Annotated in this window: 20 protein-coding genes and 2 pseudogenes; 8 read left to right on the top strand and 14 right to left on the bottom strand. The window is 43.3% G+C overall.

Translation table 11 applies throughout. The annotated features are described in order from the left end of the window. Positions 1-323: 323 nt before the first annotated feature. A complete protein-coding gene (locus tag CJU60_RS16655) occupies positions 324-1346 on the top strand; it encodes a protein NO VEIN domain-containing protein (RefSeq protein WP_369679549.1) in 1023 nt (340 codons plus the stop codon). 38 nt (positions 1347-1384) lie between these two features. Here the strand turns inward: CJU60_RS16655 and CJU60_RS16650 are convergent, their stop codons facing one another. The 3 genes and pseudogenes from CJU60_RS16650 to CJU60_RS16640 all read right to left on the bottom strand — a co-directional run bounded on the left by CJU60_RS16650 (position 1385) and on the right by CJU60_RS16640 (position 2691). Next, positions 1385-1954, bottom strand: a complete 570-nt coding sequence (locus CJU60_RS16650; RefSeq protein ID WP_141243793.1) for a hypothetical protein — start codon at positions 1952-1954, stop codon at positions 1385-1387. Continuing rightward, complete coding sequence (locus CJU60_RS16645) at positions 1908-2357, bottom strand: hypothetical protein (RefSeq protein WP_095714349.1); 450 nt, start codon at positions 2355-2357, stop codon at positions 1908-1910. Before CJU60_RS16645 ends, CJU60_RS16650 begins: the two co-directional genes overlap by 47 nt. A gap of 62 nt (positions 2358-2419) precedes the next feature. Beyond that, positions 2420-2691: pseudogene (locus tag CJU60_RS16640) on the bottom strand (MazG-like family protein). A 286-nt stretch (positions 2692-2977) separates the two neighbouring features. On the opposite strand from CJU60_RS16640, the gene CJU60_RS21930 reads away from it, so the two are divergent. The 3 genes from CJU60_RS21930 (at position 2978) to CJU60_RS21920 (ending at position 4467) form a co-directional block, all read left to right on the top strand. Next, positions 2978-3286, top strand: coding sequence for a recombinase family protein (locus CJU60_RS21930; RefSeq protein WP_255238354.1), 309 nt, complete (start codon positions 2978-2980; stop codon positions 3284-3286). Between the two features lie 249 nt (positions 3287-3535). Beyond that, positions 3536-4165, top strand: coding sequence for a recombinase family protein (locus CJU60_RS21925; protein WP_255238353.1), 630 nt, complete (start codon positions 3536-3538; stop codon positions 4163-4165). 125 nt (positions 4166-4290) lie between these two features. Further along, positions 4291-4467, top strand: a complete 177-nt coding sequence (locus CJU60_RS21920) for a DUF4368 domain-containing protein (protein WP_255238352.1) — start codon at positions 4291-4293, stop codon at positions 4465-4467. A 4-nt stretch (positions 4468-4471) separates the two neighbouring features. On the opposite strand, the gene rlmD is transcribed toward CJU60_RS21920, so the two are convergent. From rlmD to srfP, 3 genes are all read right to left on the bottom strand, one after another. Further along, on the bottom strand, positions 4472-5854 hold the full coding sequence (gene rlmD, locus CJU60_RS16630) for a 23S rRNA (uracil(1939)-C(5))-methyltransferase RlmD (protein WP_095714348.1): 1383 nt from the start codon (positions 5852-5854) through the stop codon (positions 4472-4474). 57 nt (positions 5855-5911) lie between these two features. Further along, positions 5912-6823: a diacylglycerol kinase gene (locus tag CJU60_RS16625; protein ID WP_010333270.1), complete on the bottom strand. Its 912-nt coding sequence runs from the start codon at positions 6821-6823 to the stop codon at positions 5912-5914. A gap of 152 nt (positions 6824-6975) precedes the next feature. Then, the gene (gene srfP / locus CJU60_RS16620) at positions 6976-10125 is read right to left on the bottom strand and encodes a surfactin resistance protein SrfP (RefSeq protein WP_095714347.1); all 3150 of its coding nucleotides are present in this window, start codon (positions 10123-10125) and stop codon (positions 6976-6978) included. Between the two features lie 130 nt (positions 10126-10255). Here srfP and CJU60_RS16615 point away from each other — a divergent pair. After that, positions 10256-11120, top strand: a pseudogene (locus CJU60_RS16615) (TetR/AcrR family transcriptional regulator); the annotation flags it as partial. 30 nt (positions 11121-11150) lie between these two features. Here CJU60_RS16615 and gatB read toward each other — a convergent pair. The 3 genes from gatB to gatC are packed head-to-tail and all read right to left on the bottom strand — an operon-like array spanning position 11151 to position 14358. Then, on the bottom strand, positions 11151-12581 hold the full coding sequence (gene gatB, locus CJU60_RS16610; RefSeq protein WP_095714345.1) for an Asp-tRNA(Asn)/Glu-tRNA(Gln) amidotransferase subunit GatB: 1431 nt from the start codon (positions 12579-12581) through the stop codon (positions 11151-11153). 13 nt (positions 12582-12594) lie between these two features. Then, complete coding sequence (gatA, locus tag CJU60_RS16605) at positions 12595-14052, bottom strand: Asp-tRNA(Asn)/Glu-tRNA(Gln) amidotransferase subunit GatA (RefSeq protein ID WP_095714344.1); 1458 nt, start codon at positions 14050-14052, stop codon at positions 12595-12597. A 15-nt stretch (positions 14053-14067) separates the two neighbouring features. Then, positions 14068-14358: an Asp-tRNA(Asn)/Glu-tRNA(Gln) amidotransferase subunit GatC gene (gene gatC, locus CJU60_RS16600; RefSeq protein WP_095714343.1), complete on the bottom strand. Its 291-nt coding sequence runs from the start codon at positions 14356-14358 to the stop codon at positions 14068-14070. Between the two features lie 412 nt (positions 14359-14770). Between gatC and opuE the strand changes: the two genes are divergently transcribed. Both opuE and CJU60_RS16590 read left to right on the top strand, forming a co-directional pair. Next, a complete protein-coding gene (gene opuE / locus CJU60_RS16595; RefSeq protein WP_095714342.1) occupies positions 14771-16249 on the top strand; it encodes a proline transporter OpuE in 1479 nt (492 codons plus the stop codon). Positions 16250-16354: 105 nt separating this feature from the next. After that, the gene (locus tag CJU60_RS16590; RefSeq protein WP_081638247.1) at positions 16355-17053 is read left to right on the top strand and encodes an MgtC/SapB family protein; all 699 of its coding nucleotides are present in this window, start codon (positions 16355-16357) and stop codon (positions 17051-17053) included. Positions 17054-17092: 39 nt separating this feature from the next. Here the strand turns inward: CJU60_RS16590 and CJU60_RS16585 are convergent, their stop codons facing one another. Both CJU60_RS16585 and CJU60_RS21915 read right to left on the bottom strand, forming a co-directional pair. Beyond that, positions 17093-18094, bottom strand: coding sequence for a phosphotransferase enzyme family protein (locus tag CJU60_RS16585; protein WP_095714341.1), 1002 nt, complete (start codon positions 18092-18094; stop codon positions 17093-17095). 187 nt (positions 18095-18281) lie between these two features. Continuing rightward, positions 18282-18488 (bottom strand): hypothetical protein, encoded by a 207-nt coding sequence (locus CJU60_RS21915; RefSeq protein WP_255238351.1) that lies wholly within the window; start codon positions 18486-18488, stop codon positions 18282-18284. 530 nt (positions 18489-19018) lie between these two features. Between CJU60_RS21915 and CJU60_RS16575 the strand changes: the two genes are divergently transcribed. Continuing rightward, positions 19019-19264: a hypothetical protein gene (locus CJU60_RS16575; RefSeq protein WP_255238350.1), complete on the top strand. Its 246-nt coding sequence runs from the start codon at positions 19019-19021 to the stop codon at positions 19262-19264. A gap of 120 nt (positions 19265-19384) precedes the next feature. Here the strand turns inward: CJU60_RS16575 and CJU60_RS16570 are convergent, their stop codons facing one another. The 3 genes from CJU60_RS16570 to ligA all read right to left on the bottom strand — a co-directional run bounded on the left by CJU60_RS16570 (position 19385) and on the right by ligA (position 23903). Next, complete coding sequence (locus CJU60_RS16570; protein WP_255238349.1) at positions 19385-20569, bottom strand: MFS transporter; 1185 nt, start codon at positions 20567-20569, stop codon at positions 19385-19387. Positions 20570-20690: 121 nt separating this feature from the next. After that, positions 20691-21881 (bottom strand): CamS family sex pheromone protein, encoded by a 1191-nt coding sequence (locus CJU60_RS16565; protein WP_024120459.1) that lies wholly within the window; start codon positions 21879-21881, stop codon positions 20691-20693. Positions 21882-21896: 15 nt separating this feature from the next. Further along, the gene (ligA, locus tag CJU60_RS16560) at positions 21897-23903 is read right to left on the bottom strand and encodes an NAD-dependent DNA ligase LigA (RefSeq protein WP_095714340.1); all 2007 of its coding nucleotides are present in this window, start codon (positions 23901-23903) and stop codon (positions 21897-21899) included. Between the last annotated feature and the right edge of the window lie 2 nt (positions 23904-23905).

The following is a 23905-nucleotide window of genomic DNA, read 5'->3' as shown; positions in this document are numbered from 1 at the left end:
CCAATACAAAGTGCCCATACAACACAAATAGACCTGCTTATTTACGCAGATCACATAGCGTTATATGGGCAAAAAGGTAGTATGGTAGCTTTACCTTAGCTATTATTCTATGATGTATATATAAATGAAAGTAGTTTAGTTGTGGTTAGCTCTCATCCTTATCCGTTTTTGACCCATAGCCCCAATGGGGTGCTATGAGACCTGTGTCGGACTCGCTAAGAATAATTTACCACCTTTTTTAATAGTTGTAAACTCATAAATTAAAAAATTCTTTTTTGTGTGAAAACCTTTTATACTTAAACTAAAAGAAATTTAAGGAGGCAATAATAGTTAAACCTTTACAATTATATGAAACTTATGACAGGAAAATGGTGCATGACATTTTCGACCCCTTTTCTTCTTTTCATCCTGGCACAGGGAAATGGGGCGGCCAGGGAATAGTTAAAATTCCAAACCGAAATAAAGACTATGTTTTCTTTGTTACTTTTGGCAGAAAGCAGGGTGAGCATCAGTTTAAAGAGGAAATTACCGAGGAAGGAATTTTAACTTGGCAGTCGCAGCCGAGTCAAAGATTAAACGACCAAAATATTTTAAACTTTATTACCCACGATCATGTTACCAATAACATTTATTTGTTTTTACGGACCCGGAGCTTGAACCCTATCACAAAAAAAGCTGAGCCCTATACTTACCTGGGGCAGCTTGCATATATAACACATGATGATACAAAAGAACGGCCTGTTCATTTTACTTGGCAAATTCTTGATTGGCACATCAACGAAGAAACTTTACGTAGAATGGATCTAGCTATAACACCAACCGAGAATGACCGAATGTTAAATAGTAACAAATCCAATATCAATCTAGTACTGGCTGATCCGCCATACAGCAAGAATGACCGTAATGTAAGTTCCCCAAGTTTTCAAGCCAGGCATATTAACTTTTCTGAAAATGAAACAATAAAAAAATCCATTGGACTTTCAGGGGAATTATTAATTTTGGAAAATGAAAAGCAATTCCTAATAGAAAATGGTCGTAAGGATTTAGCCGAAAAAGTTCTGCATACTTCATTAGTTGAAGGAGATGGCGCAGGTTTTGATATACAGTCTTACTTTTTAGATGGTAAGCCAAAATTCATTGAAGTTAAAACAACAGTTGGTGGTATAAACACACCTTTCATTGTAACCGCCAACGAGTTGGCATTTTCAAGGGCTAATTCTGACAGTTATGAATTACATCGAGTTTATAATTTCAAACCAATTTCAAAATCAGGGTATTATTACTTGCTTAAAGGGGATATTGCGATTAATAAAAACCTTATTCCACAACAATTTATGGCTTATTAAGCCATACCAAAGAAAGTCTCCTATTTTGGAGACTTTTTTCACAAGTGGCTATTATACATTAACTTGTCCACTTTACCGTTCTGATATTTAATAACGTTGCTTTTTCGGTCATAAATCCCTTTAGCTTTATGAATAATGCGATGATGTGTTGGACTAAGGATCATGATAATAGCGGGTGAGTTATTTTGTGTAATGGAAAACTCTTCTATATGGTGTTCCTCAACAACGGAAACCCCATAAACCTCCAAACTTGCATTACCAGATTTTGCATTTGCAATTGACTTTGCCTTTAAATCATTAATTATATTTTTATTATATTTTTTGAACTTCTTTAGCCCTTCTTTAACTTCAATAGATGCGGAACTATCTAGAGAATTGATGTAGGTAGAGAATTGAGCATCATCCATACTTTCGAAAGAATTCTCTATTTCCCTTTCGCCTTGCGTAAATAATGCAGCCGCAAATTGATCATTTGTATGTTTTAAGTTTTTATTGTTTAAGAAATTAATAGTAGACTCAATTGTACCAAATTCATTAAGCACATTATTTAGTCTTTTATCTTCAATGTAGTATAAAGCCCTGAGGGAAAAAGGTGCTTTTATATCCAAAAAATAATGCAAGGTCCTGCATACCAACTTTTATTTCTTTTAAATCTCTTATAAAAAAGATATATTCCCATGTCTCCCCGCTTTTATTGGTACCCCAAGCTTCTTTTGCAATTAAATCATTATGTATCTTGCCAAAGACTTGGCCAAAATAATAATAATTCTTATTATGGTAACCTAATATATAGTCACCAGGTTTTAATCTTTCCCATGTGGAAATATTCCTTTCTCCAGGTGTTGCTCCCCCCATTCTAACCTCATCTGCCGCTCCATTACTTAAAAGCATTTGACGCTCAGGTTTCTTTAGTAAAGAATGATGCTTTCCAATGTAAAAAGAATTTTTAATTGTATCTTCTAAGTGTCTTTGAGCTCCTGGATCGCTGGCCGTAAAGTAAAATAAACCCATAGCATTTATCCCTCCCTAAGTTCTGAATACTTTTTATTGGAACCATATGATTTCCCGATGGGCTATTTAACTTCGTTCTTCTTAAAATTATCTAGTATTATTTCCTCCACATTCAACTGATCAGCTATAAGGATGCTATTAAAACATCTGCTAATTCTTCTTATATATTTTCTTTATTTAGCCTTAGACCCTCCTCACTGGTTTTCCATTGAAAATTCTCTAATAGCTCACTTGCTTCTAGGTTCAAAGAAATAGCTAAGTCTTTAATATTATGAAACTGCCCCCAGTTGCGGGCTTCTCTAAAATCCAGGATCTTTTCTATAACCTTATCCATCGCTTTTCACTACCTTTAGTTCCCACTTGATAACCATATCGTACCATATACCTGTTCTTCTCCGTTGAATATAAAAAAAATATCGCAACTATCCCTGTACATGGAGCGACTGCTAGGTTGGAGGGATAACTATGAAAATACAACGAATTTTTGGCGGTACAACTGAATTTATGACATTACTTTCACTTCAAATAGAAATAGAAAAAGAAATTGAAAAGATCATTAAGGCCGAATAAAATGAGAAACAAGTAGATATAGTCGCCATTAATTATGGAGGGCGACAAAAATGAAAGTAGCAGGGTATATACGAGTTTCAACTAACAACGTAGGTCAAAAAGAGTCTCCAGAAAACCAAAAGCTAATGATTTTAAACTACATGTCCGAAAATAATTTTGACCTATATGATTTTTATACAGATATTCAAACTGGGACTACAGATAATCGCGAGGGTTTAAAAAAGCTTATAAAAGACGCCGAGAGTAAGCAGTTTGATTTAATTGTTGCAAAGGAATTAAGCAGATTAGGTCGTAATGTAGAACTACTTTATCAATTAAAGCGTGTTGCAGAGACAAAAGGAGTTCGCTTAATTACTTAAGACGGGAAAGTTGATACACAGGACTTTTCAAAACAAGCTATGTTCGGTCTTTATGCTTGGATTTATGAAAGTGAAAGTCAGAGAATAAGTGATAGTATTAAATCTGTTTTATCAAATGAAATCCAAAATTAGGGAATTTATGAGGAGTATTCCTCCTTATCGTTATAACCTGCATTAGGGAAAGCTACTAATTAGAGATGATTACACAGTAGAAGTTGTAAGGGACATCTTTAAAAAGTATCTAGAAGGTTGGGGACATGGAAAATAGCAAGGTATCTCACCAATAAAGATATTCCTACACCTTCACAAGTTATTAATAAGGCTAATGCAGGCTTATATTGGCAAGGTTCTACAGTAAAGAAAATTTTACTGAACCCCCACTATGTTAGCGATCTTGAACAAGGTAGAGAGACAACTACAAACGCAACAAACAAGGTGCGTAAGATAAACGAACAAATAGAATGGATCATTATTCCAGACACTCATGAAGCTATTATTTCAAGAGATTTATTTGTGCAAGTGCAAGGCTTACTTGAACAAAAGGCGAAAAGAGGTAGAGGTGGGACTAGAGATAAAAAACACCTTTTCACCAATATTGCATATTGTTCAGAGTGTGGTAATGGGATATGGTATCGATCGAACCGAAAAGGATATATATGTGGAACTTACGCAAAGCATGGAAATAAAGCTTGTTCTAATCATGCTATTAAAGAACAATTACTGGTTGACATCATTCTTGATGATCTCAAAAAAATGGCGAACAAATTAGATCAACCGGATCTAGAAAGCAGTATTGAAAAAAAGGTGAAAGCTTCTGCTAAAAAGAATGAGTCACGGCTAGAAGCAATTGATAAACGAATTAACAGACAGATGGATTAAAGAGAAACGCTTTACAAAAGTTTATTAGTGAAGACATTTCCAAACAAGACTATGATGATTTTATAGGTATTGTCCAAGATCAGCTTCAACAATTAAAATTAGACCGATCAGAAATAGAAAAAGAGATGGCAGAAAATGATACTAATAGTAAAAATTCTACCATCACAAGACAACTTAAGAGCTTTTTAAACTTCAATACCTTAACATCTGAAATTTTATCAAGTTTCGTTGATAAAATTGAAGTAACGAATAAACAGGATGTTAAAATTTTTTACAAGTTTTCACAGGTTGAGGGGCTATAACCCCTCAATCATTTTTTAAAACTAACTGTGAAATGCACTCCACATGATTCGTATGCGGAAACATATCCACAGGCTGCACTTCTCGCGTCGCATACCCGCCATCCTCAAGCACCCGCAAATCCCTCGCAAGCGTGCCAGGATTACAGGACACATACACCACCCGCTTCGGTTTCATCTCCACAATCGTCCGCAGGAGCGCTTCGTCGCAGCCTTTTCTCGGCGGGTCGACGACTAGCGTATCGGCCATGATTCCTTCTTCATACCATTTTGGTATCACGGTTTCCGCTTCTCCGACCGCGAACTCTGCGTTTGTGATGCCGTTTAATTCTGCGTTTCGCTTCGCATCCTCAATCGCTTCCGGCACAATCTCTACACCGTACACTTTTTTCGCCTGCTTCGCCAGAAATAGAGAAATTGTACCGATGCCGCAGTAGGCGTCGATGACGGTTTCTTCCCCTTGAAGCTTCGCGTTCTCCAGCGCTTTGTCGTAGAGCACTTTTGTTTGCTCCGGGTTAACCTGATAAAACGATCTGGCGGAGATGGCAAATTTGACGTCTCCGATGAGGTCGTAGATGTATTCTTCGCCCCAGATGACATTTGTTTCGTTCCCAAAGATGACGTTTGTTTTGTTTGGGTTGATGTTTTGCACGATGGATTTGACGTGCGGGAATTGCGCTGTGATGTCTTCAATGATCTTCGCTTTGTGCGGGAAGTCGTTTGTTCTTGTGATGAAGACGATCATCATTTCACCTGTAACGACGCCGTATCTGACCATGATGTGGCGGAGCCAGCCTTTGTGGCGTTCTTCGTTGTAGGCTTTGACACCGTATGTGGCACAAATGTCTTTGACGGCTTGGACGGCTTCGTCGTTTTTAGATTGCTGGATCAGGCAGGCGCTCATGTCGATGATGTCATGGCTTCTTTGCTGATAGAATCCGGCGACGAGTCCGCCTTCCCGTTCTCCTACCGGCACCTGTGCTTTGTTCCGGTAGTTCCAAGGGTCTTGCATGCCGAGTGTCGGGTGCACAGTGACGTTGGACAGGTCCAGCTTGCCGATCCGTTCTAAGACGTCTTTGACTTGTTTCTGTTTAAACAAGAGCTGGCCTTCGTAGGTCATGTGCTGAAGCTGGCAGCCGCCGCATTGCTTGTAAATTGGGCATGGGGCGTCCGTTCTGTGCGGGCTTTCTTCTTTCAGCTCAATCAGACGGCCAAAAGCAAAGCCTTTTTTGACACGTGTGACTTTGATTTGGGCTTTTTCTTCCGGCAGAGCGTTCGGCACGAAGATCGGGAAGCCCTGCACCTTTGCGACGCCCGCTCCTTCGTGAGTCAAATCCTCAAATGTCACGTCGTAGTATTCGTTTTTTTCTACTGGGGGTTTCATTTTCATGTATGTTCACCTCTTGTTTTAAGCGAAAGAAAAACTTGGCTCATTAAAGCCAAGTTTTTAGTCATCCAGCTGTTCCGCTTTCTCCTTCGGCATGACAACGTGAATGTGTCGATACAGATTCACGAATTCGCCCGGCAGCATGCCGCCGTACTCGCCGTCCAGGTTCAGCTGCATCTTTTCTGATACATTGACTTTCACGCGGTTCGCTTTTGTATAAATAATGTGCTGGTCGTTGATGTGTTCGCCGCGGAGCGCCATCGATGCGACTCTGATAAATTCAGCAAGGTTTGCTTTCTTTAATATCATCAAATCAAACATGCCGTCATTCAGGCTGGAATCCGGCGCTAGTTTTTCGAACCCGCCGACGGAATTTGTCAGCGTGACCAAAAACAGCATGATTTCACCTTGAAACAGCTTGCCGTCATATTCAATCTCGACTTCTGTCGGACGAAGTGAAGGCAGCATTTCCATACCCTTTAAATAATAAGCAAGCTGGCCGAGCATGGTTTTGAGTTTGCTTGGGACGTCGTACGTCAGCTCCGTCAGGCGGCCTCCGCCGGCGATATTGATAAAATACTGGCCGTTGACCTGTCCGATGTCGATCGGGCGGGCAACGCCGTTAATCACCGTATCCGCCGCTTTTAAAATATCCTCTCGCGGAATGCCGAGCGCTCTGGCGAAGTCATTTGTTGTGCCGACAGGAATCACGCCGAGTGTCGGACGATTGTCTAATGGGGCAAGCCCGTTAACGACCTCGTTGATCGTTCCGTCTCCGCCTGCCGCAATGATCAGGTCAAACTCACGCAATGCCGCTTCCTTGGCAGCGTGCGTTGCGTCTCCCGCGCATGTTGTGGCATGGGTGGAGGTTTCATAGCCGGCTTGTTCAAATTTTTGCAGGACCTGGGCAAGATGCTTTTTAAAGACCTCCCGTCCCGAAGTCGGATTGTATATTATGCGTGCACGTTTCATTATCTCATCATCCTACTTAAGAGTATCCGATCCATTTTTACACTAACAACCTTTAATTATACTATGAGTTAAAAAAATCGCAACAAAATGTACATAATCTTACAGACGGAAACGCACAAAAGCCCCAGCATAGCTGAGGCTTTTTGTCATTTTTACTCTTCTTCCGTTCCCGGTTTTTTCTTGCGGAACTTCGCCAATACTTCGTATACGATTGGCACGATCAAGAGCGTCAGAAGCGTCGAACTGATTAAACCGCCGATAACCGTTACGCCGAGTCCTTTTGAAATGACCTGGCTTCCGCCTTCGAAGCCGAGAGCTAATGGAATCAAGGCGCCGATTGTCGCGATGGCTGTCATCAGGATCGGACGGAGTCGTGTGGAGCCGGCTTCTAAGAGCGCTTCTCTCGTAGACAGTCCTTCCGCTTCCTTATGAATCACGCGGTCAATTAAGACAATGGCGTTTGTAACAACGATACCGATCAGCATCAGCATACCGATCATCGCGTTCAGACTGATTGTCTCACCTGATACGTAAAGTCCGACCAGGGCACCGATGATTGTAAACGGCAGTGAGAACAGAATCGCAAATGGCGCTAATGCTCCGCCGAATGTAATCACAAGCACAAGGTAGACGATCGCAATCGCTGCTAGCATCGCTAATCCAAGCTTCGTAAAGGAATCCGCGATATCTGCGGAAACACCGCCTGTATCGATTGTTACGTTGTCAGGCATGTCAAGCTTATCAATTTTCTTCTGTACATCAACTGATACAGCTGTCACGTTATCTGATGCAACCTCACCAGTGACATCAGCATACACTTTTCCGTCACGTTTAGACACCGTATCAGATGTTGTGCCTTCTTTTACTTTTGCCACATCACCAATTTTGACTTCTTTGCCAGTGGCTGATGTGATCTTTTTGTTCTCTAAATCTTTGACACTCTTATACTCGTCTTTTTCGGTTTTAATGTTCACATCAAGCTCTTTGCCGTCTTTTTTCACGGCTGTGAGCGGGTCCTGTGCTGTCTCTGACATTAAGGCCTTAGAAATTTGAGAAGCTGTTAAACCGAGTTTGCTCAGCTTTTCTTGGTCAGCGACAAATGTATACTCATCATATGTGCTGGAAAGGCCTGAGTTTACGTTCTTCAGATCCTTTTCATCCTTCATGACCTTCTCAATGTCTTTGACAGTGTCTTTAATGTCATTTTCTGAGTCGCCATACACATAGTATGTCAATTCATTGTTATTGCCTGAAGAGCTGAAGTCCTGTGACTTCCATTCTCCGCGGTCAGACTGCTTTTTGATTTCTTTCAGCACGTTGTCTTTTTCTTTATCAAAATTCGGCGTGTCGCTGTCATATTTGATATAGAACAATGCGCCGTTTGAATCTCCTCCGGCAAGCGGGCTGCCAGAGCCTAATGAATACTGAACCGTATCGACATGCTTGCGGTCAAGCAGGATTTTTTCTGCTTTTTCAGCTTCATCTTCCGCTTCTTTTTTCGTTTCACCCGGTTCAGGGCTGTATGTGATCTGCATCGTTTTTTCTTCCTCTGACGGAAGGTAGCTGGCACCGATTAACGGTACAAGGAACAAGCTTCCGAGCAGCATCAGAACGGCGATGATAGACGTGATCCATTTGTGGCTCAGCGCCCAGTTCAATACTTTTTTATAGATGTTTGCGAGTCTGCCAGGTTTGTGTTCTTTCGCTTTTACCGGCGCTCCCGTTAATGATTTTTTGAACAGGCTGTGCGCGAGCATTGGCACGAGCGTGATCGAAATCAACAGGGATGCGGCAAGCGCAAATACAATTGTTAAGGCGAAAGGAATAAACAATTCGCCAATTTGTCCGCCTACCAGTGCGAGCGGCAGGAATACCGCGATCGTCACGATAGTGGATGACATGATCGGTTTAAACATTTCCTTCGTTGCTTCACGGACCAGAGCTTTTCCGCGCAGCGGTTCATCTTTCAGCCTCATGCGGCGGTAAATGTTTTCGATAACAACGATGGAGTCATCGACAACCCGTCCGATAGCAACGGTCATTGCACCGAGCGTCATGATATTTAATGTAATATCAAGCTGCTGCAGCACAAGCAGTGCGATCAGCAATGATAACGGAATGGAGATAATCGAAATTAATGTTGATTTAATATCTCTTAAGAATAAGAGAATAATCACAATCGCAAAGATAGCGCCGAAAATGGCTTTGCTTAACATTGTGTCAACTGATTCTGTAATCGGTTCTGCCATGTCAAGGGTAGCGCTGTATTCGAAGCCTTTATGGTCTTCTTTGTATTGCTTCAGCTCATCTTTGACACTGTCGGCAACCTCTACCGTGTTGGCATCGTTTGCTTTGATGATGTTGATGCCGATGCTGTCTTTTCCATTTGTGCGGGAAATTGATTCAGCTTTTTTGACATCTTTAATCGTTGCAATGTCAGATAGCTTGACCGTCGGCACGTCTGTGCTAACACTTTGCTGCGTCTGTGCTCCCGCCTGCGCGCTTTGAGCCGCTTGTGCGCTTTGTGCTGCTGCGGCGCTGCTGCCTGCACTAGAAGCAGATGCCGTTGGAATTCTCATATTCTTCAAATCTTTAATGGTTTCAATATCGCCGCTGACAACGACTGATTTCTCTTCTTTGCCGAATGTGTACAATCCAAGCGGAGTTGTCACATCTGAACCTTGAATCACTTGTTTGACTGTATCTTCATCAAGGTTGTATTCCTTCATTTTGTCTTCTTTGAAAGAGAATTCAACCTCTTCAACCTGCTGGCCTGATACTTGGACAGAAGCTACTCCTTCTGTTCCTTCAAGCTTCGGTACGAGGCTATCTTCCACTTTTTTCGTCAGCTCTTGAAGATTATCTTTATCGCTGGATACGCTGAGCGTCAGAATCGGGAAGGAATTCATGCTGTAGCGGGAAATTTCAGGATCTTTCGCGTCATCAGGCAGGCTGACGTTTTCTAATGCTTCAGCCGCTTCTGTTTTCGCTTTGTCCATATCTTTCTCATAATCATATTCAATCATAACCGACGATGCGTTTTCATAGGACGTGGACGTAACTACGCTCACGCCGTCCAGGTTCTGCACCGCTTGTTCAACCGGTTTCGTTACTTCATCAGCGACTTGGCTAGGCGTCGCTCCCGGATATGTCGTGCTGATTGTCAGGTAAGGCATGTTTACATCAGGAATGGATTCTTGCTTCATATTCATACCCGCGTACAAGCCGGCTGCCGTTACAATAATCGTCATCAGCCATACGGCGAATTTGTTTTTCAGAACGAAATTAATAACGTGATTCATCATATCCTCCATTGTGTTTTTATTGACTGACTGGTCATTCTATATAATACTAAACGGTATAACGCAACATCGTCAACTCATATACCAGAAAATTTTTCTAAATTTTTCAAGGATTAAGGGGAAGCACGTCATGAATGAGAAAAAAGAGAGAATCATAAAAACAAGCATTCGTTTATTTGCGAAAAAAGGATACGCTTCGACGACCATCCAGGAAATCGCCAGTGAATGCGGCATCTCAAAAGGCGCTTTTTATCTGCATTTCAAATCAAAAGAAGCGCTGCTATTGTCTGCCTGTGAATATTACATCGGCATGTCTATGAAAAAAATGAAACAAATAGAAGAGGATCTCGCCGGACAGCCGCCTAAAGATGTGCTGAAAAAACAAATCAGCGCCCAGTTTGAGGATTTTCGCGATCATAAGGATTTTATTGTTCTGTTGCTTACTGAAAATATCATTCCGGAAAACCAAGAAGTAAAGCAATACTTTTACAAAGTCACAGCCGAGACAGATAAACTGTATCGGAACGCTTTGCTTGCGACTTATGGCAAGGAAACTGAGAACTACCTCTCAGACCTCTCCATCATGGCAAGAGGCATTGTGCACTCCTATATGAATGTGATGGTATTTAATGAAGAAATCAAAATTGATGCAGACAACATATCTGAATTTATCATGGAGAGACTGGATGATCTTGTACAGGGGCTAAGCCGTTCCAGCCTGAATCCACTCATGCCAAAAGACATTTACAGCCTGGTGCCGGCGGATAAAGGCCAGATCCTTCAGGACATTCAAAAAGTGAAAGAAAACAGCGCATTGCCTGAGGACATCATCGTTTCGCTCGATGTGATCGAGGAAGAGCTGTCACAGGAAAAGCCGCGCAAGCCGATTATTAAAGGCCTGCTGTCAAATTTGACCGGAAGTGATTTTGAAGAAGTTGAAAAGCTTCGCGCTTTGATCTCTATCTTTATTTCTATTTGATCATAAAAAAGCAGCTCCCTCTGCAATGAGGAGAGCTGCTTTTTCATTAGCGTTTTTTGATTTCTTCAAGCAGGATTTTGTTAACCATCGGCGGGTTGGCTTGTCCTTTGGACGCTTTCATAATTTGTCCGACAAGGAAGCCGATCGCGCGGTCTTTCCCGTTTTTAAAGTCTTCAATCGACTGAGGATTGTTGTCAAGCGCCTCTGTGACAAGCTTCAGAAGCACGCCTTCATCAGAAATCTGCACAAGGCCTTTTTCTTTCACAATCTTCTCAGCGTCGCCGCCTTTTTCAATTAATTCCTTGAACACTTTCTTCGCGATTTTAGAAGAAATTGTTCCTTTTTCAATCAATTGAATCATGCCGGCAAGGCCTTCCGGTGTCAGCGCAACATCAGAAAGCTCTTTTTGCTCAGCGTTCAGATAAGCTGACACTTCACCCATGAGCCAGTTTGATGCTTGTTTTGCTTCAGCGCCTTTTTGAACTGTTTCTTCGAAGAAGTCTGCCATTTCTTTTGTCAGTGTCAGAACCATCGCATCATATGCAGGCAAGCCAAGCTCATCGATATAACGCTTGCGGCGTTCATCCGGAAGCTCAGGAATGCTTGCTTTTACGCGCTGCTTCCATTCATCGTCAATGTAAAGCTCGACAAGGTCAGGCTCAGGGAAATAACGATAATCGTCAGAACCCTCTTTGACACGCATAAGAATGGTTTTCTTCGTTGCTTCATCGTAACGGCGAGTTTCCTGCTGGATCACACCGCCGGACAGAAGAACCTGCTCCTGGCGTTTTTCTTCATGCTCAAGGCCTTTTTGAACAAACGCAAAGGAGTTCAAGTTTTTCAATTCCGTTTTTGTGCCGAATTCCTCTTGGCCGGTCGGACGAAGAGAGATATTGGCGTCACAGCGGAGTGAACCTTCTTCCATTTTACAGTCAGACACGCCTGTATATTGGATGATGGACTTCAGCTTTTCAAGATACGCATATGCTTCTTCCGGCGTGCGGATATCCGGCTCAGATACGATCTCGACAAGCGGCGTTCCCTGGCGGTTGAAGTCAACAAGAGAATAGCCGTCGCCTGTATGCGTCAGTTTTCCGGCATCTTCTTCAAGGTGAAGGCGTGTGATGCCGATACGTTTCGTTTTTCCGCCGACTTCAATTTCGATCCAGCCGTTTTCGCCGATCGGCTTATCAAATTGAGAAATCTGATACGCTTTCGGGTTGTCCGGATAGAAATAGTTTTTGCGGTCAAACTTTGTATCCGTCGCGATTTCACAGTTCAGCGCCATAGCCGCTTTCATTGCGAATTCCACGGCTTCTTTGTTTAGTACAGGCAGGACACCCGGATACCCGAGGTCGATGACGCTTGTCTGTGTATTCGCCTCCGCGCCGAATGGCGTCGGAGAGCTTGAGAAAATTTTTGAATTTGTTTTTAATTCAACGTGGACTTCAAGTCCGATTACCGTTTCAAAGTTCAATTCATTTCACCCCTTACAGTTCAGGTTTTGCTTTATGATGGTCTGTCGCTTGTTCGAATGCATGAGCGACGCGGTATACAGTACTCTCGTCAAAGTGTTTTCCGATGATTTGCAGGCCGAGCGGAAGTCCGTCAGCAAATCCGCATGGCACGCTGATTCCCGGAACGCCGGCAAGGTTGACCGGAATCGTTAAGATATCGTTTGCGTACATTGTGAGCGGGTCTTTCGTGTTTTCACCGATTTTAAACGCAGGTGTCGGTGTAGTTGGTCCAACAATGACATCATATTTCTCAAATACGTCTTCGAAGTCTTTCTTAATCAAAGTACGCACTTTTTGCGCCTTTTTGTAGTACGCATCATAGTAACCTGAGCTTAAAGCAAATGTTCCAAGCATGATACGGCGTTTCACTTCATTTCCAAAGCCTTCAGCGCGCGTTTGCTTGTAAAGGTCGATCAGGTTTTCCGCATTGTCCGTGCGGTATCCGTAGCGGATGCCGTCAAAACGTGCAAGGTTGGCAGACGCTTCAGAAGATGACAGCAGGTAATACGTCGCAAGCGCGTATTTACTGTGCGGAAGAGATACTTCTTCCCATGTAGCGCCAAGGCCTTCTAGAACTTTGAGCGCTGCAAGAACAGATTCTCTCGCTTCTTTGCCGACGCCTTCGCCAAGATATTCTTTCGGAACCGCGATTTTCAATCCTTTGATATCGCCAGTTAATGAAGAAAGAAAATCCGGAACGTCTACATTTGCGCTTGTAGAGTCCATTTTATCAACACCTGAAATGGCTTGCAGCAAGAATGCGTTGTCCTCAACCGTACGTGTAATCGGCCCGATTTGGTCTAATGAAGACGCAAATGCAACCAATCCGTAACGGGACACGCGTCCGTATGTAGGCTTTAATCCGACAACGCCGCAGAAAGAGGCAGGCTGGCGGATGGAGCCGCCTGTATCAGAGCCAAGAGAAAACGGAACTTCTCCCGCGGCAACTGCAGCCGCAGATCCGCCGCTTGAACCGCCGGGAACCGTATCTAAGTTCCAAGGGTTTTTCGTCAGCTTGTAAGCTGAGTTTTCTGTTGATGACCCCATGGCGAATTCGTCCATGTTCAGTTTTCCGATTGTGACCGCTTCAGCATCTTGAAGGCGCTGAACGACAGTTGCGTCGTAAATCGGGTCAAAGTTTTCGAGAATTTTGCTGGAGCAAGTTGTGCGCAGCCCTTTTGTTACGATATTATCTTTTACGCCGATCGGCATACCAAAGAGAAGACCATGCTCAGAACGGTTGTCAACCGCCTCATCGAGTTCTTTCGCATACGCGCGCGCTTTTTCTTCATCTAATGCCAAAAAGGCTTGTACCTTATCATCTACCGCTTGAATGCGTTTATAAGATTCATCGACCAGGTCAGAAATCTTAATCTCTTTTTTATGTATGAGCTGTTTTAATTCTGTGATTTTGTGATCAAATAATGACATTCTTGTGTCCCTCCTTTAGTCCAGAATTGATGGCACACGAATATAGCCGTCTTTGTGGTCAGGCGCATTTTTCATGACATCCTCAACCGGAAGACCTTTACCCGCTTCATCTTCTCTCATGACATTTTTCATTTTCAGCACGTGAGTTGTAGGCTCAACATGGTCTGTGTTGACTTCATTCAGCTCCTCGGCAAATGAAATGATGCTGTCAAGCTGTTTAGTGAACATTTTTGCTTCTTCTTCAGTAATCGCAAGTCTCGCAAGATGCGCAACGTGCTTTACTTCTTCTATTGAAATTCGTGACATATGATCCACCTCCACATATTTCTCCGTTAAGTCATATAATACTGATCATATCAAAAACAAGCCCTCTAAAGCAACAAAACGCCTTGGGGCGGGCCTGTGTTTTCGAGACAATACCCTATATATTTTATACTAAAAAGAGGCGAAGGAGAAACGAAATATTTTTCTGAAAATTTTTACTTTAATTATTTTTGAAAGCGTTTTAATCTTTATTCCCTTCTAGGTTTGCCTCGGTATTTCCCGCTGACCGTCTATGTTTCATCGCTTGAATGGGTGGGAATACTTTGTTAGGTTAAGTTACCAAGTGCACCTGCAAAAGAATATCTTTTGTGTCGCACTTGCGCCAGGCTGCTTAACTGGCACCATCAATTTGAGAGGTGATGCAACATTATTAGAATTGAAGAGAGGGTAAAACGTGAGTATTGAAATTATTATTTCTTTAGGAATTTACTTTATTGCCATGCTGTTAATCGGCTGGTATGCATTTAAGAAAACAACTGATATCAACGATTACATGCTTGGAGGAAGAGGCCTCGGACCGTTTGTTACTGCTTTGTCTGCCGGAGCGGCGGATATGAGCGGATGGATGCTGATGGGTGTTCCCGGCGCGATGTTCGCGACAGGGCTGTCAACCTTATGGCTTGCTTTAGGTCTTACAATCGGGGCGTACTCAAACTACTTGCTGCTGGCTCCAAGGCTGCGTGCTTATACGGAAGCGGCGGATGACGCGATTACGATTCCTGATTTCTTTGATAAACGATTCCAGCATTCTTCATCACTGCTGAAAATCGTATCTGCTTTGGTCATTATGATCTTTTTCACATTGTATACCTCTTCCGGTATGGTATCTGGCGGACGGCTGTTTGAATCTGCTTTTGGCGCGGATTACAAATTAGGCTTGCTTCTGACTACCGGTGTTGTCGTATTGTACACACTATTTGGCGGTTTCCTTGCTGTCAGTCTGACTGACTTCGTGCAGGGTGCGATCATGTTTGCAGCACTAGTGCTTGTGCCGATCGTTGCTTTTACCCATGTGGGCGGCGTTGCTCCGACTTTCCATGAAATCAGCGCTGTTAACCCAAATTTATTGGATATCTTTAAAGGCGCGAGCGTCATTAGCATTATTTCCTATTTAGCCTGGGGCTTGGGCTACTACGGCCAGCCTCATATTATCGTCCGGTTTATGGCCATTAAAAACATTAAAGATTTAAAGCCTGCGCGCCGAATCGGCATGAGCTGGATGATCATTTCAGTTCTCGGTTCCGTCCTGACGGGTTTAATCGGTGTTGCTTATGCCCATAAATTCGGTGTTGCTGTAAAAGATCCGGAGATGATATTCATTATCTTCTCTAAAATCTTGTTCCACCCTTTAATTACAGGATTCTTATTGTCAGCTATTTTGGCTGCGATCATGAGTTCCATCTCCTCACAGCTCTTAGTAACAGCAAGTGCTGTGACAGAGGATTTATACCGGACGTTTTTCAGACGAAAAGCTTCCGATAAAGAATTAGTAATGGTCGGGCGTCTGTCCGTCTTAGTGATTGCCGTTATTGCGGTGCTCTTATCCTTGAATCCGAGCAGCTCCATTCTTGATTTGGTCGGATACGCGTGGGCCGGTTTCGGTTCAGCTTTCGGGCCTGCGATTCTGCTCAGCCTGTATTGGAAGCGGATGAACGAATGGGGCGCGCTTTCTGCGATGATTGTCGGGGCTGCGACCGTGTTGATCTGGATTACAACCGGCCTGGCAAAATCAACCGGCGTGTACGAAATCATCCCTGGGTTTATCCTCAGTATGATTGCCGGCATTATCGTCAGCATGATCACGAAGCGGCCTGCAAAAGCCTCTTACCGATTATTCGGTGTCATGGAAAAACTGTTAAAACGCAAAAAATAATCAAAAAGCCATCAAGCGCTGCTTGGTGGCTTTTGTGCCCTTGTTTTGCGATAAATACTGTGAGAAAATCATATTTATTTAAAAACACCATAGATAAGGGGGAAGTTGCTGTTGAGCTGGTATATTGATCCTGACATTTTATTAAAATTAGGCATTGCCACTTTGATTGGCATGGTCATCGGGCTGGAGCGCGAGCTGAAGAATAAGCCGCTCGGATTAAAAACCTGTATCGTTATCGCCGTCAGCTCATGCATGCTGACGATCGTCAGTATTAACGCGGCATATCATTTCCCTAAATACTACCGCATCATGATGGACCCGCTGCGTCTGCCGGCGCAAATCATCTCCGGCGTCGGGTTTATCGGCGCAGGTGTCATTTTGCGGAAAAGCAACGACGTCATTTCCGGCTTAACCACATCGGCTATGATTTGGGGTGCGGCAGGACTCGGGCTTGCTACCGGAGCGGGATTTTATAAAGAAGCCTTTGCCAGCCTTCTGTTCATCCTGATCAGCGTTGAATTTCTTCCGTGGGCGGTCAGAAAAATCGGTCCAGACCGTCTGCAGGAAAAAGACATCCGCATCAGAATGTCACTTTCTGATAAAGACAAAATGACAGAGATCTTAAAAGAAATGAAAAGAAGAAACATTAAGACACACTCCGTCCGAATCGATGACCTTCATGAAAAAGAATTCCCGATCATGGAAGTCAAGGTCCGTGTCCATAAAAACAGATATACGACCGATGTCTACTATGATATAAAAGACATTGAAGGTGTCGTCGGCGTGAAGTGCGATACATTATAAAAGCCAATGGGGCATTATATCCCATTGGCTTTTTTCGTTCTAGACGAGCTTTGAAAAATCAAATTCTGTGATCGGCGTGCGGTTTTCTATATCCCTTCTGAAACCGGCCAGCATTTCTTTTTCTTCTGCGCCTATTGAGTTAAGATCAAACATTTGATGCAGCAGTCCGTATATCAGCATGTGACGCAGACGAAGAAAATCAGGTATTCTTTTCAGCCACGAAGCATCAAGATTATTTTCCTCTCTGTATCCGTTCATAAAGTGCGTCATAAATTCCTCTGTAAACACGGCTTTATTTTCATATGGAATGACGGGGTACCACAGCACATTATAAAGGAGAATGCTGATATCATTGACAAACCAATTGTATCCGATGTCATCAAAATCAAATGTTGTGATTTTCCCTTGGTCCCAGTTAAAATTGCCATGGTGGAGGTCTGCATGAACCAAGCCGTAGCTGTCCCTGCTTTTTGGTAATTGGCGCAGTTCATTCATTAGCTCATCCGCCTGCTGAAACACCTGTGTCTGGTCTTCCGGCACGTATTTTCTAAGCATCAGCTGCTCTTCTTCATCCCACTCCTGTCTTTTAAAAGCAGGATTTTTGAGCTTGTAGCTTTTTGTCAAGCTGTGCATTTTCCCTGTGTATCTGCCAAGCTCAAAAAATAGGGTTTCATTCCAGTCGGATTCGTCCACTTTGTGCCCCGGCGCCTTCTCATATACTCTGAGTAAAAACGCTCCGCCATTTCCATCTGGCACTTCCTCAACATCTTTTCCATTTAGCGACGGGATCGGTTTGGCTACTGAAAGTCCTCCTTCAGCAAGGTGATGGAGCCACTCCATTTCCCCCATAATGTAATTAGGCGACCTGCGAATTGTGTGTGTAATCTTTAAAATATAAGATTCGTTGTCTTTAGCAAACTCATACACATAGTTTTCCGCATCTGCTAAGAATTGCACCTGCTCTCTTGTAAATCCATATATAACGGCAGCTTCTGCCAGAACCTTTTCTTCATCGAATATTGCTTTAATATCTTTATGCATGCTGATTCTCCCTCTTCATATATTTAAATAATTCTTTTATCGTGTGTTTTTTTGTGAAATTCCAATCATCAACATACCAGCCCTTCTTTTCCACATTTACTTCCATTTTGACAGCGAGAAGTAAATTTCCTCCTAAATGAAAGAAATAGTTGGGTCAATACCTACATGATCCAAGTGGAGAATATCCTTAAATGTCCGCAAGTATTTTTTGCTGTTCTGTTTCCGGTTCCGGCCCGCTTTCTACTGCTTCGGCTCCTATATGTTCCTTCACTAATAAAGCTCGCAAATGCTCCGGCCGGTTTGTATCTAAGGCCACTATATGAAGAATGCGGGATTGTTCAGCATGCAGCACTTTCCAATGAGCATTTGTGTTTTCAATGAAAGCTTGCGGCAATACATCACCTGCAGCCGTTTTTTCCGTTACATCCTGCGCAGGCTGCCGAGAGGATACCCCATTCGATATGCCCGCTTCGATCCTCTACATCATACACAGAATTGTGATACATACGATCCGCTTCTTCTTCAAAACGATGCGCAGCCCAGAATTCAGAAAAAGCCCGATTTCTGCCTGAATCCTTAAACTGCAAGGATATCGTCGCAAGCTGTTTTTCCCATGCATATGAAGCCAGCCCTGTCAGAACTTTATATTGTTCAATGCCTTTGCCTGATGCGCGGCAGCTGAGCTAAAATGTATCGATCTTTAATGAGTCTTCCATTAGGACCCCCATGACCGCACCAACAATGCCTTCATCACTAAATCTGTCCGCCGCTTCAACAATCCAGCCGATGTGTCCCTCCGTATCAAGCCGATGGGGAAGCTTCTCCTCGAGGGAAATCGACGGGATGCTGCCCCTATAAAGATCTCATCAACGATCCTCTCCTGAAGCCAGCTTTATAACAGAGGTTGCAAAAAGGCGCCGACAGATGTATGTGGAGGATGATCACAGAAGAGAGGCTGAAGAGCAGTTTGAAGGACCATCCGATCAATTTATTTCCAGTCTAAATATAAAGTTTACAATCAGCTATGCGCAGGAAAGCAACTTGCAGCGGGCCGAAGAGCTTACGGTGCGTACGAATCAGCTGAATGCAAGCGGGAAACATACGATTATGAGGAGTTATATTATTTCAAAAGTCGGATTCTCATATGCTTTTCGTCTGCGAGCTTTTTAACGGGAGAAAGAGGAAATAAATGAAAATGACCGTCCAAAATTCCAAAAGTATTTGATTAAAAACCATTTAATCACACAAACATATTTATGTAAATATTTATAATATATTGTATATATTTGTTCATTTTTGTAGTTTTAATGATAGAAGCGCTGAAACAATAAAAATGATAAAATTCAAGAAAAAGATATATTGCACACCAAGCCAATCAGTTAGACTGCTCATAATCAAGATAGAAGCACCGTATACAAATGTGCTTATTGTATGCTGAGCAGACAGGATTTTCGGTAGCAGTGTTTCGTTTATGTTCTCCTGCACATAAGTTCTGATCGCAATCCCCCTGAGCTGAAATGAGGGTCCGAGAATAAAGACAAGAAGCAGGGATACCAGCGCATATTTGTTTAGCGCAAGACATAATGTAGAAGCGCCGATGGCAAGTGATGTCCATAAAATCATTGAGAACAGCTTTCCGTTGATGTTTTTCGAAAATTTCCATACGATTAAACCGCCTGTAATGGTACCCGCGAAATAGCTGGCATTAATAAATCCCCACCATGTTTCGTTTTTATGAAGCATTTCATCGACATATACAAGAATGATAGCCCCCGTCCAAATGCTTCTGCCGAACATGGATAAAAGCTCAAGAACAGTCAGCATTCTGATAACAGGCATTTGATAAATCGCTTTCCAGCCAGCTGAGATTTTATCAATAAAAGATTCGTTTTCTTCCTGTTCTCCATCTCCTTTACCCGCATCCTTGACAAAAAATAATGACACTGTTGAAGTGCCATAAAGCACAAAAGTCAGCATTAATAGCAATTGGGGCCCGAGCCATTTGATCAAAAGGCCGCCGAGCAGCCAACCGAGCAAGAGCACGATCTGATCAGAGGTCAGCACAAGACTATTTGCTTTTAATAGCATGGGTTTTGGAACAAAACGGGGAATCATAGAATTTCTGACCGGGATGGTTCCTCCATCTAACAGCGACATGAAAAATACAATCAAGAAAAAGATTACAATAGATTTAAAATCTATAATAAATATGAGGAGCAGCAAAGATAAAAGTATGGTTTGCGTAAGCTGTAAAAAGATTAAAATCTGCTTAAGCCTGTATTTATTGATAAAAACAGGTATAAATACTGCGCTTAATGATTGGCCGACAAATTGCATCATGGCCACAAGAGATGCTAAAAAAGCCGAGTCTGTGACTTGATAGGTAAACAGGGTCAGCACCAGCACATATAGAGAGTCTCCTAAATTGGCAATCGACTGACCCGCCCATATGAAATAAAAGGATTTGTTTTTCATATTTCCAACCATTTTCTATTTTTAGAACATTATAACATAAATGCATTCCCTATCCAACGATCTCCAAATTCAATATAAAAAATAACCCCAGCGCCGCTGCGGCGCAAGGGGTTAACTTATTTTAGTCATAAATGTGAACAGTCGGCTCTTTATCGCCAGCATCGCGGAGAATGACCGCTTCCTGTCCGTCTGAGGATGTAATATCCACTTCGAGATCTAGTGAGCTCTTTGAGTAGTAGTCCATGACTTCACCCGTTAAGAACTGGGTAAACGCGACGACTTCACTCTTTCCGTAGAATTGCATCGGAATTTCAATTTTCATTTTCTTCATTTCATCGTTTTCATACAGGGCCGTTCCGACAACACCTGTGTAGTTCGGGAAGTAGTTGTCAATTGAGTTTTTGAACCGTTTAAAAACTTCAGTATCATCAGGATATTTCTCTGCAGTGCTCGTATCGGCCGGATAGAAGACGTATTTTTCATTTACATCGTCCCAGTTTGAGATATCAGAGGAGCCTGCTTTGACTTCTGTTTTGGCGATAAAATTGCCGGGAACGATTGATGTTTTGGACGCCTGTTTGTAAAGCGCAATCGTAATCGGCACATTTTTCAGGTTGTCTTTTTTGCGAAGGCGGTTAATGACCTCCTGCGCGATTTTTTCTCCCTGTTTACGGAGTGTGCTGTTATCAATCTCCACTTCTTTTTGAGGGTCGCCTGTTTTTTCACGGTAGTAATACACTGAATTTAACGCCAAGCCGATCATAACGCCGCCAAGCTGGATGGAATTCTTGTCTTTTCTGACTAAGTAATCATGTTCCAGCATAGAAGCTAAATAAACCGGACTGCTTTCGTTTTTCTCTTCAGTTGAACCAGAGCTAGGGAGTGCTGGGTTCAGACCCTCGTTTTTAAAGTTTTTATCTTCTTTTTGGGCTTTTTTCAGATCAGAGCCTGTTTTTTTCCGAGCCAGCCAGCTTAATACTGTATCTTCATCTAAGTATTGTCCTTCTTGGAACAGATAATCATCTGTCGAGAAAGAGTCCTGGGCAAGGCGCATCAGCCCCGTTTCAAACTCATCAATATCAAGTCTTGTATTCAGCTGTTCCGTTGTCAGGCCACGTGCTTTCCCCGCCTTAAACGGAAGCACCATTTTGTAATAGGAGTCAGAGATATTGTATTTCGGGATAATCGCTTTTTCTGACGATTTCGCCGTTTTTTGCGTAATCTCTTCCTCCTTCTTCCCCCCAAAACCTGACGAACAGGCAGACAGCATTAACACTGCCGCCGTTGCCGCCATTACCAACGTCTTTTTCAATAGAAAACACTCCTCTTATTTCTTTAGCTCTCCCATTAACTGTTCTTCATTCCACACTTCAATGTTCAGCTCTTGCGCTTTTGTCAGCTTGCTTCCCGCCGCTTCTCCGGCGATGACCAAGTCTGTGTTTTTGCTGACGCTTCCAGTCATCTTTCCGCCGAGCGCTTCAATTTGCGCTTTCGCTTCGTTTCTTGACAGCTCTTCCAGCTTTCCTGTCAGAACGATGGTTTTGCCTGCAAAATAGGAATCGCTGTCCTCTGCTTTTACTTTTTTCGGACCTTTATAAAGTGTGTTTACGCCCAGCTCCTCAAGCTCTGCCAAAAGCTCGAGCATTTCTTCTTTATGGAAATAGGTGATGACTGCGTCAGCCATTTTTTCACCAATTTCATCTATTGCGAGAAGCTCCTCTATGGTGGCTTTTTTCAGATTATCCAGGCTTTCAAAGTGCATGGCGAGCGTCTTTGCAGCCTTCGAGCCGATAAAGCGGATGCCAAGGCCGAATAACAGGCGCTCTAATGAATTTTCCTTCGATTTCTGTATAGAGCTGATCAGGTTTTCAGTTGATTTTTCGCCCATGCGTTCGAGCTGAATCACCTGTTCCTTCGTCAGCTTATACAGATCTGCCACATTTCGGACGAGATTCTCCTGAAACAGCTGTGTAATGACTCGTTCGCCAAGCCCGTCAATGTTCATGGCATTGCGGGAGACAAAATGAATCAGACCTTCTCTGATTTGTGCAGGGCATTCAGGATTGATGCAGCGAAGTGCCACTTCTCCTTCAATGCGGACGAGTTCACTGCCGCATTCAGGGCATCTTGTCGGCATGCTGAATTCCTTTTCTTCCCCTGTCCGCTGTTCAACGAGAACGTTCACGACTTCAGGAATGATATCGCCCGCTTTTTTGATGACTACCTTATCCAAAATCCGGATATCCTTCTCTCTAATTAAATCTTCGTTATGAAGGGATGCTCTTGAGACCGTTGTCCCGGCTACTTTTACCGGCTCAAGAATCGCGGTCGGCGTAATCACACCCGTCCTTCCGACATTTAATTCGATATCGAGAAGCTTTGTCACGACTTCTTCTGCAGGAAACTTATACGCTATGGCCCAGCGCGGGCTTTTCGCCGTAAAACCAAGCTCCTCCTGCTGATCAAGGGAATCCACTTTGATGACGATGCCGTCAATTTCATACGGGAGATCGGCGCGTTTCGCCTGAAGCTCATCGATCATCGCAATGACTTCTTCTATGCTGCCGCATTTTTTCCGTTCCTGGTTCGTTTTAAAGCCGATGTCGTCGAGAAAATCAAGTCCTTGGCTTTGTGTCTCCACACCCATTTCGTCAAGCTCCGCTATACTGTAGACGAAGATATCGAGATTTCGTTTCGCCGCAATTTTAGGGTTAAGCTGTCTGAGTGATCCCGCAGCGGCATTGCGCGGATTTGCGAACGGTTCTTCCTCGTTTTTGATCCGTTCTTCATTGAGCGCTTCAAACGAACGCTTCGGCATATACGCCTCGCCGCGCACTTCAATCGAAAGGCTGCGTTTCATTTTGAGCGGGATAGTGCGGATCGTCTTCAGATTTTCCGTAATATCCTCTCCCGTCGTCCCGTCGCCTCTTGTCGCGCCTCTGACAAAATAGCCGTCTTCATAACGGAGAGAAACAGCAAGACCGTCTATCTTCAGCTCCACATTATACGCCACATCATCACCCACGGCCTGTCGCACACGGCGGTCAAAGTCGCGGAGATCGTCAGCATTAAACGCGTTGCCCAGACTGAGCATCGGCGTGCCGTGAGTGACTTTTTGAAACGCATCAAGCACAGCGCCGCCGACACGCTGTGTAGGAGAATCAGGCGTTCTGAGGTCTGGATGCTCCTCCTCAATCGCAATCAGCTCCTGCATCAATCTGTCGTATTCGGCATCCGGGACGCTCGGTTCATCTAAGGTGTAATATTCATAGCTATACTTGTTGATGGTGCGGCGCAGTTGTTCTGCCCGCTGCTTCGCTGTTTCTTTGTCCATCT

Source organism: Bacillus sp. 7705b (assembly GCF_002289525.1).
Taxonomy (GTDB): Bacteria; Bacillota; Bacilli; order Bacillales; family Bacillaceae; genus Bacillus; species Bacillus halotolerans.
Note: the sequence above shows the minus strand (reverse complement) of the source record. Positions and strands in the feature narration are given on the sequence as shown.

What these genes read in the sequence shown, in the direction of transcription:
- CJU60_RS16645 (WP_095714349.1), bottom strand. Translation starts at nt 2,357, where the DNA reads ATGGGTTTATTTTACTTTACGGCCAGCGATCCAGGAGCTCAAAGACAC.
- CJU60_RS21930 (WP_255238354.1), top strand. Translation starts at nt 2,978, where the DNA reads ATGAAAGTAGCAGGGTATATACGAGTTTCAACTAACAACGTAGGTCAA.
- CJU60_RS21920 (WP_255238352.1), top strand. Translation starts at nt 4,291, where the DNA reads ATGGCAGAAAATGATACTAATAGTAAAAATTCTACCATCACAAGACAA.
- rlmD (WP_095714348.1), bottom strand. Translation starts at nt 5,854, where the DNA reads ATGAAAATGAAACCCCCAGTAGAAAAAAACGAATACTACGACGTGACA.
- CJU60_RS16625 (WP_010333270.1), bottom strand. Translation starts at nt 6,823, where the DNA reads ATGAAACGTGCACGCATAATATACAATCCGACTTCGGGACGGGAGGTC.
- srfP (WP_095714347.1), bottom strand. Translation starts at nt 10,125, where the DNA reads ATGAATCACGTTATTAATTTCGTTCTGAAAAACAAATTCGCCGTATGG.
- gatA (WP_095714344.1), bottom strand. Translation starts at nt 14,052, where the DNA reads ATGTCATTATTTGATCACAAAATCACAGAATTAAAACAGCTCATACAT.
- gatC (WP_095714343.1), bottom strand. Translation starts at nt 14,358, where the DNA reads ATGTCACGAATTTCAATAGAAGAAGTAAAGCACGTTGCGCATCTTGCG.
- CJU60_RS16585 (WP_095714341.1), bottom strand. Translation starts at nt 18,094, where the DNA reads ATGCATAAAGATATTAAAGCAATATTCGATGAAGAAAAGGTTCTGGCA.
- CJU60_RS16575 (WP_255238350.1), top strand. Translation starts at nt 19,019, where the DNA reads ATGTATGTGGAGGATGATCACAGAAGAGAGGCTGAAGAGCAGTTTGAA.
- CJU60_RS16570 (WP_255238349.1), bottom strand. Translation starts at nt 20,569, where the DNA reads ATGAAAAACAAATCCTTTTATTTCATATGGGCGGGTCAGTCGATTGCC.
- ligA (WP_095714340.1), bottom strand. Translation starts at nt 23,903, where the DNA reads ATGGACAAAGAAACAGCGAAGCAGCGGGCAGAACAACTGCGCCGCACC.